This is a genomic window from Sphingomonas sp. BE123 (genome assembly GCF_031456015.1).
GTDB lineage: Bacteria > Pseudomonadota > Alphaproteobacteria > Sphingomonadales > Sphingomonadaceae > Sphingomonas.
The window spans coordinates 636,386-651,933 of the sequence record NZ_JAVDTW010000001.1 but is presented as its reverse complement, the minus strand read 5'-3'; the positions used below and the strand labels follow the sequence as shown (position 1 = coordinate 651,933).

Sequence of the window (15,548 nt, the reverse complement as noted above, 5' to 3'; positions counted from 1 at the left end):
TTATCCTTCCCCTGGCGGGCGAGGATGTGTCGCTATTCCCGCACCGGTACACACGGACTGAGCCCGCGACATGCGGCGCTCGCTTCGGCGCTGGAGGCGAATGGGCCGACCAGCACCTTGGTCAGGCGGCCGGACTTCACATAGCTGACCTTGCGGCCCGGGAAACGGCCGCCAACCTGCGACCAAAGCTTCTGCGCATTGCCCGCTTCACCGAACGCGCCGAGCTGAAGTTTCCAGCCGCCATCGCGGATCGCCGCCGTGGCCGATGGCGGCGGGGGCGTGGCCGGCTTCGGCGTTGGCTTGGGTGCCGGGCGGACGATCGGCGGGGCCGGGCGCGCCGCGACGCTCTGCGTCGGCTCGGGCGCGGGGGTCACGTCGCGCGGCTGATAGGCCGTCGACGGGGGCAGGGCGGTCCGTCCGATCGCTGCCGGCGGCTGGGTGGTGCGCGGGGCCGGGACGGTCACAACCTGCGGACGCCCGGCGTCACGTTCGTAGACCCGGGCAAGCTCGAGCCCCTTTTGCCGGTCCTGCAACGAGATATAGCCGTCCATCTGTGCCTGCGCGGTCGATGCCTGTGGCAGGCCCTGCGCGGCGGCGCGGGCGGTCAGCGCATAGGCGCGGACCCAGTCCTTGGCGACCGCATCGCCGTTGAAGAACATCGTGCCAAGTACATATTGCGCGCGCGGTTCGCCCCGGGCGGCAGCCTTTTCCAGCCATTCGACCGCTTGAAGCCGCTTGCCATTCTCGAACAGCGCGAGGCCGTAATTGACCTCGGCCTGCGGGTGGCCCTGTAGCGCTGCCTTGCGATACCATTCCTCTGCCTGCGCCAGGTCGGCGGGGACGCCGCGCCCGAACTTATAAGCCTGGGCAAGATTGAACTGGGCGTCGGGGTCGCCCGCCACAGCCGGACCGCGCCACTCCGCCACGGCGGCGCGATAATCGCCGCGCTGCCATGCATCCACCCCTGCCTTGACGTCGGCCTGCGCCGGACTGGCGACCAATGCCACGCCCGCGAACAGCGTCCAGTAACAATGCTTCATTCGGTCAGTCCCCGGTCCCGCCTGCCTTGCCGATCATGCCAGTTAACCATCTTATGGCCAAGCAAAGCTTGCGGCAGGGTTAAGCCCGCCATGGGACAAATGCGGCGGCGACTACCGTATTAACACCTTCTTAGCTTCCCGATGGCATCCCCCAGACTGGGTAACCGGGATGAGTTCGAGGGGTAGATGCGCGTACTCGCGATGGCATCACAAAAGGGTGGTTCGGGGAAGACCACGCTGAGCGGGCACCTGGCGGTGCAGGCGCAGCGGGCCGGCCATGGGCCCGTCGTCCTGATCGACATCGATCCGCAGGGGTCGCTGTCCGACTGGTGGAACGAGCGCGAGACGGATTTTCCCGCCTTTGCGCAGACCACGGTCGCGCGGCTCGCCGCCGATCTTGAGGTATTGCGCCAGCAGGGCTTTCGCCTTGCCGTGATCGATACGCCGCCGGCGATCACCATGGCGATCCAGAGCGTGATCCAGGTTGCCGAACTGATCGTCATTCCGACCCGCCCGTCGCCGCACGATTTGCGCGCGGTCGGCGCCACGGTCGATTTGTGCGACCGCGCGGGCAAGCCGCTGATCTTCGTCGTCAACGCCGCGACGCCCAAGGCGCGGATTACCAGCGAGGCCGCGGTTGCGCTGTCGCAGCACGGCACGGTCGCGCCGGTAACGCTGCACCATCGCACGGACTTCGCGGCATCGATGATCGATGGCCGCACGGTGATGGAGGTCGACCCCAACGGCAAGTCCGCCGCCGAGGTGACCGCCTTGTGGGCCTATATCAACGACCGGCTCGAGAAGAATTTCCGCCGCACCGTGTTCAGCGCGCCGGCTGCGGCCGCGCCGCACGCCGTCTTTGCCGGACGACCGCAGGGTGGCTTTGGCCGCCGGGTGGTGAGCTGATGTTCGGTTCGGCCAAGCCCGCCGCGTCGCTGTCTTCGGGCCTGCTCGCCCGCAAGGGACAGGCGCGCCCCGCGATGCGCCCGCAGGGGTTTGTCGGCCTCGATCCGGGCACATCGCTCGACGATCTTGGCTGGAACGATATGGGCGGCGACATGCCGGAGCCGGTGCCGCCGGTGCTTGCCCAGCGCCAGGCGCTGGTGGAGGAATTCACGCCTGCGCCTGCGCCGGTGCTTGAGCAGCCGCCGGTTACGGCTCCTGTTGCCGAAGCTGCGCCATCCTTGCCGGTCGCCGATGTCGCGCCCCGGCCGGTATCGACCGCGACCGCAGCCCGGATCGGGCGCGAAGTCGCCGCGCGGACTGGCAAGGCGGCGTTCACGCTTCGGCTCGATCAGGATCGCCACCTCAAGCTGCGCCTTGCATCGGCGGTATCGGGGCAGTCGGCCCAGATGTTGGTGACGCAAGCGCTCGACGCATTTCTCGACTCGCTGCCTGAACTGGAGCCGCTGCTCGAGCGGCTTCCGGCGGGCAAGTCGCGTCGACCCCGGGGGAATTGAACGCCATGAACCTTCGTCGCACCCTGACCCTGTCCGTCTCAGCACTGGTGCTGGGCGCACCGTTGCTCGGCGCACCGTCCCTGATCGGCGGCCTCGCGGTCGCCAATGGCGCCGTCGAGACGGCCGATATGCGCCGCGCTGCCAAGGAAGCGGCCGCCGCCGCCAAGGCCCTGCGCAAGGGCGAGGCGCAAAAGGCCGTGACCCATGCCGAAGCGGCGGTCACGCATGATCCGCGCAACAGCGAATATCGCAAGCTGCTGGGCGAAACCTATCTCTTCGCCGGCCGCTTCGTGTCGGCGACACAGGCGCTGAACGAGGCGCTGTCGCTCGATCCGGCCAATGGTCGGACTGCACTCAATCTTGCGCTGGCGCAGATCGCGACCGGGGCATGGGACGCAGCGCGCGAGACGCTGACCACCCACGCGGCGACCATCCCCGCGAGCGATCGTGGTCTCGCCATGGCGCTGGCTGGCGATCCGGCGGGTGCCGTCGCGCTGCTGATGGAGATTGCGCGGCAGCCCGGTGCGGATGCCAAGACACGCCAGAACCTGGCGCTCAGCCTCGCGCTCGCCGGACAGTGGCAGCAGGCGCGCGCCGTCGCGTCGCTCGATCTCGCGCCCGACCAGATCGATGGGCGCATGCTGCAATGGGCCAGCTTTGCCCGGCCGCAAAACGCCTATGACCAGGTGGCATCGCTGCTTGGCGTGACGCCGATCGCGGACAATGGACAGCCCGAGCGGCTGGCGCTGGCACGGACGATGACCAGCGCCGTTGCTGCGGCACGGGTCGCCGATCCGGTCGAAGCCTATGTGCCCGGCCCTGCACCGGTTGAGGTGGCTGCGGCGGTGCCTGAGGTGACCAGCGTGGACACCGGCTTGACCGACGTTGCGCAGGGGCCGACGATTACCGCGCCGAGCGGGACGCAGATCGTGTTCGGTCCGCGCCAGGAAATTGTCCAGGCCATACCCGCCCGCGCCGTGCGTGCCGAAACGGCGGTCGCCAGCGTCGGCGCACGCAAACCGGCCCGTATCGATGTGCCGTCGAGCCAGCGCTTTGCCAAGGGCAGCTGGTATGTCCAGCTTGGCGCCTATGACAGCGTCGGCGTGGCGCGGGATGCCTGGGGCCGGATGATCCGTCGGACGCCCGAGCTCAAGGCGCTGACGCCGGCAAGCGCAAGCATTTCGACCAAGGCCGGGGCGTTCCAGCGGCTGTCGGTTGGCGGGCTCGCCCGCGCCGATGCCGATGCGCTGTGCCGCGAAGTTCGCAGCGATGGCGGAAACTGCTTCGTCCGCACCGCGGCGGGCGACCGGAAAGCCAGCTGGCTGCGCTGACCCGAACACCCGAAGCGCGACAATGGGCTGGAGGGCGACCTCCGGCCCGTTTTCGTCTCAGCGAACCTCGCTGCCGCCCTTGAAAAGCCGCAGCGCCTTGCCCTGAGCCGGGAGGCCGTCGAACGGCGTGTTGCCCGCTTTGCCCGGCATCGTGTCGGCGACGATCTGCCAGGGCGCTTCGGGATCGACCAGCACCAGATCGGCCGGCATGCCGGGCGCGAGCGTACCGGTATCGATGCCGAGGATCCGTGCCGGGTTGCGCGCGACCAGCGCGAACAGCCGGTCGAGCGTCAGGTGGCCGTCGCGCACGAGCCCCAGACCCAGCGTCAGCAGCGTTGCCGCGCCAGCCATGCCGGGCGTCGCATCGGCGAAGGGCAGGCGCTTTTCCTCCGGCCCGCGTGGATCATGGCTGGAACACAGCACATCGATCGTCCCGTCGGCGAGCGCCGCGAGCGCGGCGGCGCGGTCGCTGTCGTCGCGCAGCGGGGGCGACAGGCGCGCAAAGGTGCGGAAGTCGGACAGGTTGATATCCGAGAGCAGCAAATGCGCCGGCGTGATGCCACAGGTGACCCGCACGCCGCGTGCCTTGGCTGCGCGGACAAGCGCGAACGCGGCGGCGGTGGTCAGTTGCCGGAAATGGATCGCCGCACCGGTCGCTTCGGCGAGCGTCAGGTCGCGCTGAACCGCCAGCGCTTCGGCAATGGCAGGCGCGGCGGGCAGGCCGAGCCGGGTTGCGGTCTCGCCCTCGGTCGCCACGGCGTTGCGGGTCAGGCCGGTGTCTTCTGCGTGAGCGATCACCACCAGACCGCAATCGCGCGCATAGCCAAGCACGCGGCGCATCACGCCACTGTCCGCGATCCAGCCGCGCCCGGTGCTCACCGCGCGCGCGCCGGCGCTGGCGTTGGTGGCATATTCGGCAAGGTCCGTCCCTTCCAGCCCGCGTGTCGCGGCGGCGATTGGGTGGACCCACAATTCCGGCTTGCCCATGTCCGCAGCGCGCTGAACCAGGCCGGGGCCGTCGAGCACGGGTGACTGGTCGGGCATCAGGCCGATGCGGGCGATCCCGCCGGCGCGACACGCCGCCTTGTCCATCGCGAATACGCCAAGATCGGTAAGGGCAGGGGCGAGCAGCTTGCCGCCGCAGTCGATCACCTCGGCGCCCTCGGGCGCAGTATCGACGATCCGCTCATCACGGACGAACAGGTCGCCGCTGCGCTCGCCACGCTCGGGACAGATCAGCCGGGCGTTGCGGAAAATGCGGTTCATGCCCAGCCCTCCACGCCGCGTGCGCGCCGGGTCAGCACGTCGAGGCACGCCATGCGCACCGCGACGCCCATCTCGACCTGTTCGGTGATCGCGGAGCGCCCAGGCAGGTCGGCGACGACCGAGTCGATCTCGACCCCGCGGTTCATCGGGCCGGGGTGCATCACCAGCGCATCGGGCTTGGCGCGCTTGAGGCGTTCAAGCGTCAGCCCGTAATTGAGGTGATATTCGCGGGTCGAGGGGATGTAGGCGCCGGACATGCGCTCATTCTGCAGCCGCAGCATCATCACCACGTCCGCGCCCTCGAGCGCCGCATCGAAATCGGTGAAGGGGGTCACGTGCATCTTCTCGATCGCGGCGGGCATCAGCGTCGAGGGAGCGACGACGCGCACCTCGGCCGCCAGCGCGGTCAGCGCGAGGATGTTGGAACGCGCAACGCGGCTGTGCAGGATGTCGCCACAGATCACCACGCGCTGGTGCGCGATGCTGCCCCGGCGGCGGCGGATGGTGAGCGCGTCGAGCAGGGCCTGAGTCGGGTGTTCATGGCTGCCGTCGCCGGCATTGAGCACGGGGCAATCGACCTTGTCGGCGATCAGCTGCACCGCACCCGAGCTCATGTGCCGGATCACGATCACGTCCGCGCGCATCGCGTTGAGCGTCATCGCGGTGTCGATCAGCGTCTCGCCCTTCTTCACGCTCGATTGCGCGGCGTGCATGTTGACGACGTCGGCGCCGAGGCGCTTGCCCGCGATTTCGAAGCTGAGCAGCGTGCGGGTCGAGTTTTCGAAAAAGGCGTTGATCTGGGTCAGCCCGTCGAGCCGATGGTCGCTGGGCGCACGGTTGCGGTTCGCCTCGACCCACTGTTCCGCTTCATCGAGCAGGAACAGGATTTCGTGCGGCTGAAGCCCGGAAATGCCCGTCAGGTGCGCGTGCGGAAACACGGCGCGCCCCTGAATCTGGGCGCCGGGGCGATGATCGATCGGCGGTAGCATTAAAGCTGCCGGTTAGCGGTGCCGTGCGGCGTGCGCAAGGAGTCCTGTACTTGAAGCAATTCGGCCCTATCCGGGCGAAAATCGCGAACCGGGGGGTGGCGTGGTGATCGAGACATGGGGACGCTGGCTGGCGAGCGCGCCGGCGGTGGCAGCGATGGTGATCGGCATTCAGGCGGCGCTGCTGCTCGTCGCGGTCCCGCTATGGAGCTGGCTGACCGATCGCTGGCGCTGGGGCGGGCTGCGCCGCCAGCTCATCACAGGCGCGATGAATGCCCATGTCGAGGCAGCGCGCAGCGCGCTTGAAGTGTCGCGGGCGCTGTTCCGGGAGAACCAGGCCTCGCCACTCGAGCGGCTGGATCGCGTACGCCGGGCAATCGCGCATCAGGCACAAGCGGCCGCGCAGTTCGAACGCCAGTGCGCCGTCCTTGGCCATGCCGTGGATGCGCGCACTGCGCCGGCGGTTCTCGCAGCGATCGCGCTGTGCGACGCCGCCGCGACCGTGCTGCGCGATCTGACCAGCCTGTACCTGCGCGAGGCGACGGTCCGGGTCGGCAGCAACGTTGCTTACGGCGATGACCAGCTGGGCTTTCGGGCCGGGCAGGTCGTGTCCGCGCGCTATCTGGACGAACTGTCGCGCCTCGCCGATCGCTTCGCCGCCGACGTCGCCACCAGTCGCGCGGCGCTGTCCCGGTCCGCCCGGCAGATGCGCCGGGGTCCGGCGCGCGCGCAGCTCGATGCCGCGGACGACGACGCCAGCGCACTGGCGCGCGACATTGCGTGTTTTGGCAGCAAGCTCCACGCGATCGACCCGGAATCGCCAGAGCATCGCAGCCGGTGGCGGGGCGACATGACGATCCGTACGCTCGACGGGCTGATCGCGCGGTTCAATCGCGGCGGGCTGATCCGTCCGCTCCAGCTGGGGTAGGCCTCAGCGCGCGACACCCCCGAGCGTGTCATACCAACGGCCCAGATCGGCGTGCATCTTCGCGAGTTCGTCGGGGTTGAGGTACACCATGTGCCCCGCCTCGTAATAAGTGAAGGCGATGTTCCGCTGCAGCGTCGGGTCGAGCAACATGTGCGAAACGTCGAACTCTGCCCCGAAAAACGCGGTCGCGAAATCATAATAGCCGTTGACGAACATCACCTTGAGATGGGGATTGGTGCGCATCGTCCAGGCGAGGTCCAGTCCCGAATTGGGCGTGGTCTGGGGGTTGGTCGCGCCGGGCGGACGGTGGCTCCAGTCCCAGGTGAAGCCGGGGCCGCGGGCGCTCATGCGATAGGCAAGGTCGGTCTTGTAGCCGAGGACGCGGCTGGCATAATCCTGAAACGTCGCGACGAACGCGCCGGTAACCGCAGTCGAGGACGGATCGTCGTCCGGGCTGTCGGCATTGGCATCGGCGACGTTGAGCGTGTAGCGCGAATCGAGGCGCCCGACGGCAAGCCGGCGGTCGCGCAGCAATTCGGTCTGGAAACGCTGAAGATCGATGCGCAGGTCGGCGCGCAGGATGAACGCTTCGCTGATGCCGGTATAGGCCGCCATCTGGCGCGCCACCGCCTGTTTTTCCGCAGCGCCGATGTTCGATCCCTTGGCGAGTGCGGCGGCATAGGGGCCGGTAGTGAAGCCGCGCACCTCGTCAAGGAAGGACTTCAGGTCGGCGGGACGGTTCGGCAGGCGCTGATGATACCAGGCGGTCGCCGCCATGGTCGGGAACAGCGTGAGATAATTCTGGTCATAGCCCGACTGGCGAACGCCATAGTTCATGATCGTCGCGAACTGGACCATGCCGTTGACGCTGACCCCGGCCTGTTCCAGCCGCGCCGCGACCACGGGGTTGCGCAGCGTGCCATAGCTTTCGCCGAACAGGATCTTGGGGCTTTGCCAGCGGTTGTTCTTGACGATGTAGCGGGTGATCGCACGCGCGAATCCCTCGGCATCCTGATCGACACCCCAGAAATCCCGGCCGCTTTTGTCGCCAAGCGGGCGGGACCAGCCCGCGCCGATCATGTCGATGAACACCAGGTCGCTCTTGTCGATCAGCGAATAGGGGTTGGGGCCGAAGCCATAAGGGGCCGGTCGGATATATTCGGGGTTGGCGGTGGCCACGCGCACCGGCGCGAAACTGCCCATGTGCAGCCAGATCGTCGGCGATCCCGGCCCGCCATTGTAGAAAAAGGTGACCGGACGGTTCCCGCCGCCATCCTTGGTATAGGCAGTGTAGAAATAGCTCGCGCTCGGCTTGCCGTCATCGTCGCGGATCGTGAGGGTGCCTGCCGTGGCGGTGTAGGCGATGCGCTGGCCGCTGACCGTCACTTGCCCCTTGCTGACAAACGCCTGTTCCTCGACCGGCGCGCGGGCCTGCGCTGCTTCGGCCTCGGCCTTGGCGGTCGGCTTGTCCTGCGCCAGCACGGGCGCAGCGAGCAGGGTGGCGGCGAGAAGCAACTGGCGCATGAATGTCCCCCGAATCTGGAGACGTCACGCTGCCCGTTCAGCGGTCACGACGCAACGGGTCAGCCGGTTGCCAGCGCGTCGATCGCGCCCTGCAGGATGTAGCTTGCCGCGAGCTTGTCGACCCGCTCCGCACGCTTGGCCCGCGAGAGGTCCTCGGCGATCATCTGGCGCTCGACCGCGGCGGTCGACCAGCGTTCGTCCCACAGGAAGATCGGCAGATCGAGATCGGCGAGGTTGCGGGCAAAGGCGCGGGTGGACTGGGTGCGCGGGCTGTCGCTCCCGTCGAGGTTGAGCGGGAGGCCGATGACCAGCCCCTTGACCTGCTGCTGCGCGATCAGCGTTGCCAGTTCGGCCTTGTCGGCGGTGAACTTGGTCCGCTTGATGAGGTGCGCGGGGCTCGCGAAGGACCAGCCGGCGTCGCACAAAGCCGTGCCGATCGTCTTGGTCCCGACGTCAAGGCCGAGCAGCCGCCCGCCGGTCGGCAGTGCGTCGCGGAACGTGGCAGCGTCGGTCGTGATCATCCGACCGCCCGGCGCACGAACAGATCGATCCATGCGCTGCGCTTGGCACGATGCGCCGCCAGTCGCCGCTCCGCATCGGCGCGGACATTGGCCCAGAACAACGCATAGTCGAACACGTGATAATTGTTACCCGGCAGGACATACTGCCCGCCCACGCCGTCCGGCACCGTTCCGAGCAGCAGGATGCCGCGCGCGTCGCAGCGCAGCGTCGTCGCGCCCTTTCCGAGCGTCGCGCTCGACAGGTCGGACTTGGGAACGAGATTGCCGATGTCGAACCGGGTAGCCTCGCCGGACGCCGGAGCGCCGGTAACCGGGTTGGTGCAGACCATGGTCGTGCCCTTGCGCGGGGCCCCGGTGAAGCCGGTCGAGCGATCGAAGCTTTCGACGACAAGCGAGGGGTCGGCGGGCTCGGCGAAGCTCTGCCACGACAGGATGCAGCCGCTCTGGTCGGCGGCGGTGCATTCGGGCAGGCCGAGCGCGGGCAGGTCCGCGGTCCGCGATACCGGCCAGCCGACGACATAGGCCGCGACGATCCGCTTCGCCAGCGGCTTGCCCGCCACGCGGTCATGCAACAGGCGGGTGAGGTGGAGCGCGCCCTGACTGTGTCCGGCAAGGATGATCGGGCGGTCGCCGGCTTCCTTGAGGAACTGGTCGAACGCGGCGGTCACGTCGCGATAGGCGAGGTCGAGCGCTTGCTGCGCATCCGCCTTGGTCGTGAGGAATGCGCCGAACGTCGCCTGGCGATAGCGCGGCGCCCAGATCGCGCCGGCGCCGTTGAACGGGCTTGCCTGGCCACGCAGGAACAGGTTGGCGCGGTCGTTCGCCTCCGTGTCGTCCAGCGGCGCGTTCCATTTGGCGCGGTTGAGGTAGGAGGTCGGGTGGATGAAGAACACCGCCGCTTCGGGCCTGGCAGCGGGCTTGATCCCCTGCGGCGTCCACAGCGCAGGGCTGCCCGGCTTGTCGGGGCGGGCGAGCCACATGTCGGCGCGGGCGTAGCTGTCGGTCGGCAGCGCCGCCTGCGCTTCAAAGCGACCGCCCGGGACCATGGCCTGCCGCAGCAGTTCCACACCCCAGATCCGGTACGCAAAGGTCGCTGCAAGCGCGAGCACGATCAACACCGCCACGATATAGAGGAACTTGCGTGCCACTCGGGCCTCTCCATTGTGCAATGCAGCATGAGGAGCTGCCGGGCAATCGCTTTCCGTTGCGCGATGGTTGCGAAGGATGCAAGCTCGGGGACGGATAACGAGGGGGCTGGGGATGAGCGAAGCGGTCGAACAACGGGATGAGCGCTGGCCGCTGCTGCCGCCGATCCTTGCCGCGCTGGGCTTGGTCGCTGGGCTGATTGCGCACTGGATCATCGGCATCGGCTATCAGGCCGAGGTTGGCGCGGTGCGACTCGCATTGCTCAGCTTCGTCACCGTTTCGGCGATCCTGTTCGGGTTCGTCGTGATCCGCAGCGATCTGGTTCGCTCGGCCCTGTTCGCGTTGGGCTGCGGCGCGGTTGCTGCGCTGATCCTCTATTTTAACGGCGCGACATCGGGGTGGAGCGCGACCGAGGGGTGGCGCGTCGTGTGCCTCGCGCTTGCCATCGGCATCGCCGCGCCGCTGTTTCAAGCGGGGCGTGAGGGCGGGTTTCGGCCGATCTCCTATCCTCTGGCGCATGACCATGCCTGGACCAATGCGGTGCTGTGGTGCCTCGGCTGGGCGTTTGTCGGTGTCGTTCTGCTGCTGTCGTTCCTGCTCGCCGCACTGTTCGACCTGATCGGCATCGACCTGCTTTCGGACCTGTTGCGGGAGGAATGGTTCTGGCGGCCGCTGGTCGGGCTGGCGTTCGGGCTGGGCCTCGCCCTGCTGCGCGAGCAGCGGCGCATCGTGGGATTGCTCCAGAATGTCGCGATGCTGGTGCTGGGCGTGCTCGCGCCGGTGCTGGCGGTGGGGCTGGGGCTGTTCCTGATCGCGTTGCCGTTCACGGGGTTGCAGCCCTTGTGGGAGGCGACCAAGTCGACCACGCCGATCCTGCTCGCCTGTGCGGTCGGGGCGCTGCTGTTGGTCAATGCGGTGATCGGCAATGGCGGCGACGATGCCCCGCGCAACCGCGTGCTGCGCTGGGCGGCGTTGGTGTTGGCGGTGGCGATCCTGCCGCTGATCGGGATTGCGGCCGTCGCGACGGGGCTGCGGATAGGGCAGTACGGCTTTACGCCCGAGCGGCTGTGGGGCCTCACCTTTGTCGTCATCGCGAGCGTGGTCGCGGTCGCGTACCTCGTCAGCGTGATCCGCGGGCGCCGGGCTTGGCCGCAGCGGGTGCGGCCCGCGAACCTGCATCTGGCGATGATCGTGTGCGGCGTCGCGCTGCTGCTGGCGACGCCGCTGGTGAGCTTCAACGCGATCTCGACCCGCGATCAGGTCGCACGGCTGGAGTCGGGGAAGGTGTCGCCGGACAAATTTGACTGGCGCGCCTTGGCGTTTGACTTCGGTGAGCCGGGTCGAAAGGCATTGGAGCGCTTTAAAGCGTCGAAGAACGAGGCGATCCGCAAGGGGGCGACCGAAGCGGCAACCGCCACGTATCGCTGGGATGCGCCGGACGGGACACAGGCGGTTCGGGAAGAGTCGCTCGACAAGACGCTTCGGATCCTGCCTGCGGGGACTCCGCTGCCCACGGAGTTGCGCGAAGCTATTGCCGAGAGCTGGAAGTGTCGCGGCGAACCTTGCACGCTGGCCTTTCTGCCGGAGGGCAAGGAGGCGGTGCTGCTCGTCCATTCGCAGTTCCAGCCCGAACCTACCCCCGCCACCAAGCCGGCCACATCGAGCCGCGTCGTAAGGAGTGCGCGGTATGGGGGCAGCGATATCGTTGAGCGGTACCTGTTGTTTGGCGGGAAATGGGTGGACGCGGACGAAGCGATCGCGTCTTCCACCGACACCGTCTCCGATCCACGCGCGAAAGCCGGGCTGGACTCGGGCCAGATCGAAGTCCGCCCCGTCCAACGCCGCCAGGTCTTCGTCGGTGGCGTTCCAGTCGGCGATCCGTTCGAATAACCCCGCTTGCTGAAACGGGGGCGTCGCTGCTAGGCGCTCCCCATGTCCGTAGAACCCGCCACCGTGAAGAAGGTCGCGAGCCTTGCGCGCATCGCGATCAGCGATGCCGACGCCGAGCGGCTCGCGCCTGAGCTCAACAACATCCTCGGCTGGATCGAGCAGCTGGGCGAGGTCGATACCTCGTCCGTCGAGCCGATGACCGCCGTGATCCCCAACACGCTGCGCCTGCGCGAGGACGTCGTGAACGACGGCGACATGCGCGACGCGGTGCTGGCCAATGCGCCGCTCGCCGAGCATGGCTTTTTCACCGTGCCCAAGGTGATCGAATAATGACCGACCTTACCAACCTCGGCGTCGCCGCGCTGCGCGACGGGATCCGCGCGGGCGAATTCTCGGCGCGCGAAGTCGCCGACGCGTTTATCGTCAAGGTGAGCGCGGCCAAGCAGCTCAACGCCTTCATCGTCGAAACGCCCGAGCATGCGCTCGCCGCCGCGCGTGAAGCCGATGCCGCGCGGGCAGCTGGTGAGACGCTCAAGCCCCTCGCCGGCGTGCCGATCGGCATGAAGGACCTGTTCTGCACCAAGGGCGTGCAGACCACTGCCGCCAGCCACATGCTGGAGGGGTTCAAGCCGGTTTACGAGTCCACCGTCTCGCAGAAGCTCTGGGACGCGGGCGCGGGGATGCTGGGCAAGCTGAACCTCGACCAGTTCGCGATGGGATCGTCGAACGAGACCAGCTATTTCGGCAATGTGATCAGCCCGTGGCGGCGCAAGGATGGCGGTAACGCCCCGCTCGCGCCGGGCGGTTCGTCGGGCGGCAGCTCGGCGGCGATCAGCGCGCGGCTCGTGCCCGCGGCGACCGGCACCGACACCGGCGGTTCGATCCGTCAGCCTGCGGCGTTCACCGGTATCAGCGGCATCAAGCCGACCTATGGCCGATGCTCGCGCTGGGGCGTGGTGGCGTTCGCCTCGTCGCTCGATCAGGCCGGGCCGATGGCGCGCGACGTGCGCGACTGCGCGATCATGCTGGAGGCGATGGCGGGTTTCGACGCCAAGGATGCGACCTCGCTCAAGCTCGACGTGCCGAAGTGGGAGCAGGGGCTGAACCCCGATCTGCGCGGCAAGAAGGTCGGCATCCCCAAGGAATATCGCGTGGACGGCATGCCGTCCGAGATCGAGGCGCTGTGGCAGCAGGGGATTGATTGGCTGAAGGACGCCGGCGCGGAGATCGTCGAAGTCTCGCTGCCGCATACGAAGTACGCGTTGCCCGCCTATTACATCATCGCCCCGGCGGAGGCGTCGTCCAACCTCGCGCGCTATGACGGCGTGCGCTATGGCCTGCGCGACCTGCCCGATGGGGCGGGGCTGCAGGACATGTACGCCGCGACCCGCGCGGCTGGCTTTGGCCCCGAGGTTCAGCGCCGCATCCTGATCGGCACCTATGTGCTCTCGGCCGGCTTCTACGACGCCTATTACACCCAGGCGCAGAAGGTGCGCACCCTGATCGCGCGCGATTTCGAGCGGGCGTGGACGCAGTGCGACCTGCTGCTCACCCCGACCGCGCCGTCTGCGGCGTTCGCGCTGGGCGAGAAGAGCGCCGATCCGCTGGCGATGTATTTGAACGACGTCTTCACCGTGCCGTCCTCGCTGGCGGGCATCCCGGCGATGTCGGTGCCGGGCGGTCTGGACAAGGACGGGCTGCCGCTCGGCCTGCAGATCATCGGCAAGCCGCTGGACGAGCAGGGCGTGCTGAACGCGAGCCTCGCGATCGAGCAGCGGGCGGGGTTCACGGCGCGGCCGGAGCAGTGGTGGTAAATCTGCTCGATTGGGTGAGCGGGCTTGGCGATCTCGCCAGCCTGATCTCCGATCGAACCGTGAAGCGCGACGATGATCGACCAGCAAAGCGTCAACCGACGTTTGTGATGGACCAGAATGAAGAACCTAGAGCGAAGCATCGGTTATTGTGTCGCTCGACCCGTGGATTGAAACGAGATGACTGACTCCATCTACCGCATCAAAGGCGAAACCGGCGAGTGGGAGGTCGTGATCGGCCTTGAGGTCCACGCGCAGGTCACGTCCAACGCCAAGCTGTTCTCGGGCGCCGCGACCGCGTTCGGGGCGGAGCCGAATACGCAGGTCAGCCTCGTCGACGCGGCGATGCCGGGGATGCTGCCGGTGCCGAATATCGAGTGCATCCGTCAGGCGGTACGCACCGGCATGGCGATCGACGCGAAGATCAACAAATGGTCGCGCTTCGACCGCAAGAATTACTTCTACGCCGATCTGCCGCAGGGCTATCAGATCAGCCAGCTCTATCACCCGCTGGTGGGTGAGGGCGCGATCGAGATCGACGTCGATGGCGCGACCAAGACGATCGGGGTCGAGCGCATCCATGTCGAGCAGGATGCCGGCAAGCTGATGCACGACCAGCATCCGCGCCTGTCCTATGTCGACCTCAACCGCAGCGGCGTCGCGCTGATGGAGATCGTGTCGAAGCCCGACATGCGCTCGCCTGCCGAGGCCGGGGCGTATCTGGCCAAGCTGCGTTCGATCCTGCGCTATGTCGGCTCATGCGACGGCAATATGGACCAGGGCTCGATGCGCGCCGACGTCAACGTGTCGGTGCGCAAGCCCGGTGCGGAGTTCGGCACGCGCACCGAGACCAAGAACGTCAACTCGGTTCGCTTCGTGGTGCAGACAGTCGAGATCGAGGCGAAGCGCCAGATCGAGGTGCTGGAGAGCGGCGGGACGGTGGTGCAGGAAACGCGCCTGTTCGATCCCGATCGCGGCGAGACGCGGTCGATGCGGTCGAAGGAAGACGCGCATGACTATCGCTATTTCCCCGATCCCGACCTGCTCCCGCTCGAGCTGGACGACGCGTTTCTGGAGGAATGCCGCGCGTCGCTGCCCGAACTGCCCGATGCCAAGCGCGCGCGCTACATCGCCGCGGGCGTGACGCCGTACAATGCCGGCGTGCTGACCGCCGAGGTCGAGACTGCGCGCTATTTCGACGCGCTGCTCGACGCGGGTGCCAAGGGCGCGGCGGCATCGAACTGGGTGACATCGGAACTGTTCGGCGCGCTCAACAGGCTGGGCAAGAGCATCGAGGAGTCGCCGGTCAGCGCGGCGCAGGCGGCTGAACTGCTTGGCCTCGTCGCCGACGGCACCATTTCCGGCAGCCTTGCCAAGCAGGTGTTCGAGATCATGCTCGAAACCGGCGACGGCGCGGCCAAGATCGTCGAGGAGCGTGGGCTCAAGCAGACGTCCGACACCGGCGCGATCGAGGCGGTGATCGCCGAAGTGCTGGCGAAGAACCCCGGCCAGCTGGAACAGTATCGCGGCGGCAAGGAAGCTTTGTTCGGCTTCTTCGTCGGTCAGACGATGAAGGCGATGGGCGGCAAGGCCAATCCGGGCGTCGTCAACGACCTGCTGAAGAAAGCGCTGGCGGGCTGATCCT

At 67.7% G+C, this 15,548-nt stretch carries 15 protein-coding genes; 9 read left to right on the top strand and 6 right to left on the bottom strand.

The window, feature by feature from the left end:
* Positions 1-32: 32 nt before the first annotated feature.
* The gene (locus J2Y54_RS03215; protein ID WP_310036860.1) at positions 33-1,040 is read right to left on the bottom strand and encodes an SPOR domain-containing protein; all 1,008 of its coding nucleotides are present in this window, start codon (positions 1,038-1,040) and stop codon (positions 33-35) included.
* A gap of 186 nt (positions 1,041-1,226) precedes the next feature.
* Here J2Y54_RS03215 and J2Y54_RS03210 point away from each other — a divergent pair, with 186 nt between their 5' ends.
* From J2Y54_RS03210 to J2Y54_RS03200, 3 genes are read left to right on the top strand one after another with little or no spacing between them, the layout of a single operon-like run.
* Positions 1,227-1,946, top strand: a complete 720-nt coding sequence (locus J2Y54_RS03210; RefSeq protein WP_310036859.1) for a ParA family protein — start codon at positions 1,227-1,229, stop codon at positions 1,944-1,946.
* Positions 1,946-2,500, top strand: coding sequence for a hypothetical protein (locus tag J2Y54_RS03205; protein WP_310036858.1), 555 nt, complete (start codon positions 1,946-1,948; stop codon positions 2,498-2,500). The genes J2Y54_RS03210 and J2Y54_RS03205 overlap by 1 nt, the downstream gene beginning before the upstream one ends.
* Positions 2,501-2,505: 5 nt before the next feature.
* Positions 2,506-3,831, top strand: coding sequence for a tetratricopeptide repeat protein (locus J2Y54_RS03200; RefSeq protein ID WP_310036857.1), 1,326 nt, complete (start codon positions 2,506-2,508; stop codon positions 3,829-3,831).
* 57 nt (positions 3,832-3,888) lie between these two features.
* Here J2Y54_RS03200 and J2Y54_RS03195 read toward each other — a convergent pair whose 3' ends face one another.
* Both J2Y54_RS03195 and J2Y54_RS03190 read right to left on the bottom strand, forming a co-directional pair.
* Complete coding sequence (locus J2Y54_RS03195) at positions 3,889-5,097, bottom strand: dihydroorotase (protein WP_310036855.1); 1,209 nt, start codon at positions 5,095-5,097, stop codon at positions 3,889-3,891.
* On the bottom strand, positions 5,094-6,086 hold the full coding sequence (locus J2Y54_RS03190) for an aspartate carbamoyltransferase catalytic subunit (RefSeq protein WP_310036854.1): 993 nt from the start codon (positions 6,084-6,086) through the stop codon (positions 5,094-5,096). Before J2Y54_RS03190 ends, J2Y54_RS03195 begins: the two co-directional genes overlap by 4 nt.
* 100 nt (positions 6,087-6,186) lie before the next feature.
* Between J2Y54_RS03190 and J2Y54_RS03185 the strand changes: the two genes are divergently transcribed.
* Positions 6,187-7,011 carry a hypothetical protein gene (locus J2Y54_RS03185; RefSeq protein WP_310036853.1) on the top strand — a complete coding sequence of 275 codons (825 nt, stop codon included), beginning with the start codon at positions 6,187-6,189 and terminating at the stop codon, positions 7,009-7,011.
* A 3-nt stretch (positions 7,012-7,014) separates the two neighbouring features.
* On the opposite strand, the gene J2Y54_RS03180 is transcribed toward J2Y54_RS03185, so the two are convergent.
* Genes J2Y54_RS03180 through J2Y54_RS03170 form a run of 3 tightly spaced genes read right to left on the bottom strand, consistent with a single transcriptional unit; the run spans position 7,015 to position 10,204 of the window.
* Complete coding sequence (locus J2Y54_RS03180; RefSeq protein ID WP_310036851.1) at positions 7,015-8,535, bottom strand: S10 family serine carboxypeptidase-like protein; 1,521 nt, start codon at positions 8,533-8,535, stop codon at positions 7,015-7,017.
* Positions 8,536-8,594: 59 nt separating this feature from the next.
* Positions 8,595-9,056, bottom strand: a complete 462-nt coding sequence (gene ruvX / locus J2Y54_RS03175) for a Holliday junction resolvase RuvX (RefSeq protein WP_310036850.1) — start codon at positions 9,054-9,056, stop codon at positions 8,595-8,597.
* Positions 9,053-10,204, bottom strand: coding sequence for a DUF3089 domain-containing protein (locus tag J2Y54_RS03170; protein WP_310036849.1), 1,152 nt, complete (start codon positions 10,202-10,204; stop codon positions 9,053-9,055). The genes ruvX and J2Y54_RS03170 overlap by 4 nt, the downstream gene beginning before the upstream one ends.
* 112 nt (positions 10,205-10,316) lie before the next feature.
* Here J2Y54_RS03170 and J2Y54_RS03165 point away from each other — a divergent pair, with 112 nt between their 5' ends.
* From J2Y54_RS03165 to gatB, 5 genes are read left to right on the top strand one after another with little or no spacing between them, the layout of a single operon-like run.
* Positions 10,317-12,092 carry a DUF4153 domain-containing protein gene (locus J2Y54_RS03165; protein ID WP_310036848.1) on the top strand — a complete coding sequence of 592 codons (1,776 nt, stop codon included), beginning with the start codon at positions 10,317-10,319 and terminating at the stop codon, positions 12,090-12,092.
* A 42-nt stretch (positions 12,093-12,134) separates the two neighbouring features.
* Positions 12,135-12,422, top strand: a complete 288-nt coding sequence (gatC, locus tag J2Y54_RS03160) for an Asp-tRNA(Asn)/Glu-tRNA(Gln) amidotransferase subunit GatC (protein ID WP_310036847.1) — start codon at positions 12,135-12,137, stop codon at positions 12,420-12,422.
* Positions 12,422-13,906 carry an Asp-tRNA(Asn)/Glu-tRNA(Gln) amidotransferase subunit GatA gene (gatA, locus tag J2Y54_RS03155; protein WP_310036846.1) on the top strand — a complete coding sequence of 495 codons (1,485 nt, stop codon included), beginning with the start codon at positions 12,422-12,424 and terminating at the stop codon, positions 13,904-13,906. Before gatC ends, gatA begins: the two co-directional genes overlap by 1 nt.
* Positions 13,900-14,091 carry a hypothetical protein gene (locus J2Y54_RS03150; RefSeq protein WP_310036844.1) on the top strand — a complete coding sequence of 64 codons (192 nt, stop codon included), beginning with the start codon at positions 13,900-13,902 and terminating at the stop codon, positions 14,089-14,091. The genes gatA and J2Y54_RS03150 overlap by 7 nt, the downstream gene beginning before the upstream one ends.
* Positions 14,084-15,544, top strand: a complete 1,461-nt coding sequence (gatB, locus tag J2Y54_RS03145) for an Asp-tRNA(Asn)/Glu-tRNA(Gln) amidotransferase subunit GatB (protein ID WP_310036843.1) — start codon at positions 14,084-14,086, stop codon at positions 15,542-15,544. Before J2Y54_RS03150 ends, gatB begins: the two co-directional genes overlap by 8 nt.
* The last annotated feature ends 4 nt before the right edge of the window (positions 15,545-15,548 follow it).

Coding starts and splice junctions, on each gene's coding strand:
- J2Y54_RS03215 (WP_310036860.1), bottom strand. CDS start 1,040: ATGAAGCATTGTTACTGGACGCTGTTCGCGGGCGTGGCATTGGTCGCC.
- J2Y54_RS03210 (WP_310036859.1), top strand. CDS start 1,227: ATGCGCGTACTCGCGATGGCATCACAAAAGGGTGGTTCGGGGAAGACC.
- J2Y54_RS03205 (WP_310036858.1), top strand. CDS start 1,946: ATGTTCGGTTCGGCCAAGCCCGCCGCGTCGCTGTCTTCGGGCCTGCTC.
- J2Y54_RS03200 (WP_310036857.1), top strand. CDS start 2,506: ATGAACCTTCGTCGCACCCTGACCCTGTCCGTCTCAGCACTGGTGCTG.
- J2Y54_RS03195 (WP_310036855.1), bottom strand. CDS start 5,097: ATGAACCGCATTTTCCGCAACGCCCGGCTGATCTGTCCCGAGCGTGGC.
- J2Y54_RS03190 (WP_310036854.1), bottom strand. CDS start 6,086: ATGCTACCGCCGATCGATCATCGCCCCGGCGCCCAGATTCAGGGGCGC.
- J2Y54_RS03180 (WP_310036851.1), bottom strand. CDS start 8,535: ATGCGCCAGTTGCTTCTCGCCGCCACCCTGCTCGCTGCGCCCGTGCTG.
- ruvX (WP_310036850.1), bottom strand. CDS start 9,056: ATGATCACGACCGACGCTGCCACGTTCCGCGACGCACTGCCGACCGGC.
- J2Y54_RS03165 (WP_310036848.1), top strand. CDS start 10,317: ATGAGCGAAGCGGTCGAACAACGGGATGAGCGCTGGCCGCTGCTGCCG.
- gatC (WP_310036847.1), top strand. CDS start 12,135: ATGTCCGTAGAACCCGCCACCGTGAAGAAGGTCGCGAGCCTTGCGCGC.
- gatA (WP_310036846.1), top strand. CDS start 12,422: ATGACCGACCTTACCAACCTCGGCGTCGCCGCGCTGCGCGACGGGATC.
- gatB (WP_310036843.1), top strand. CDS start 14,084: ATGACTGACTCCATCTACCGCATCAAAGGCGAAACCGGCGAGTGGGAG.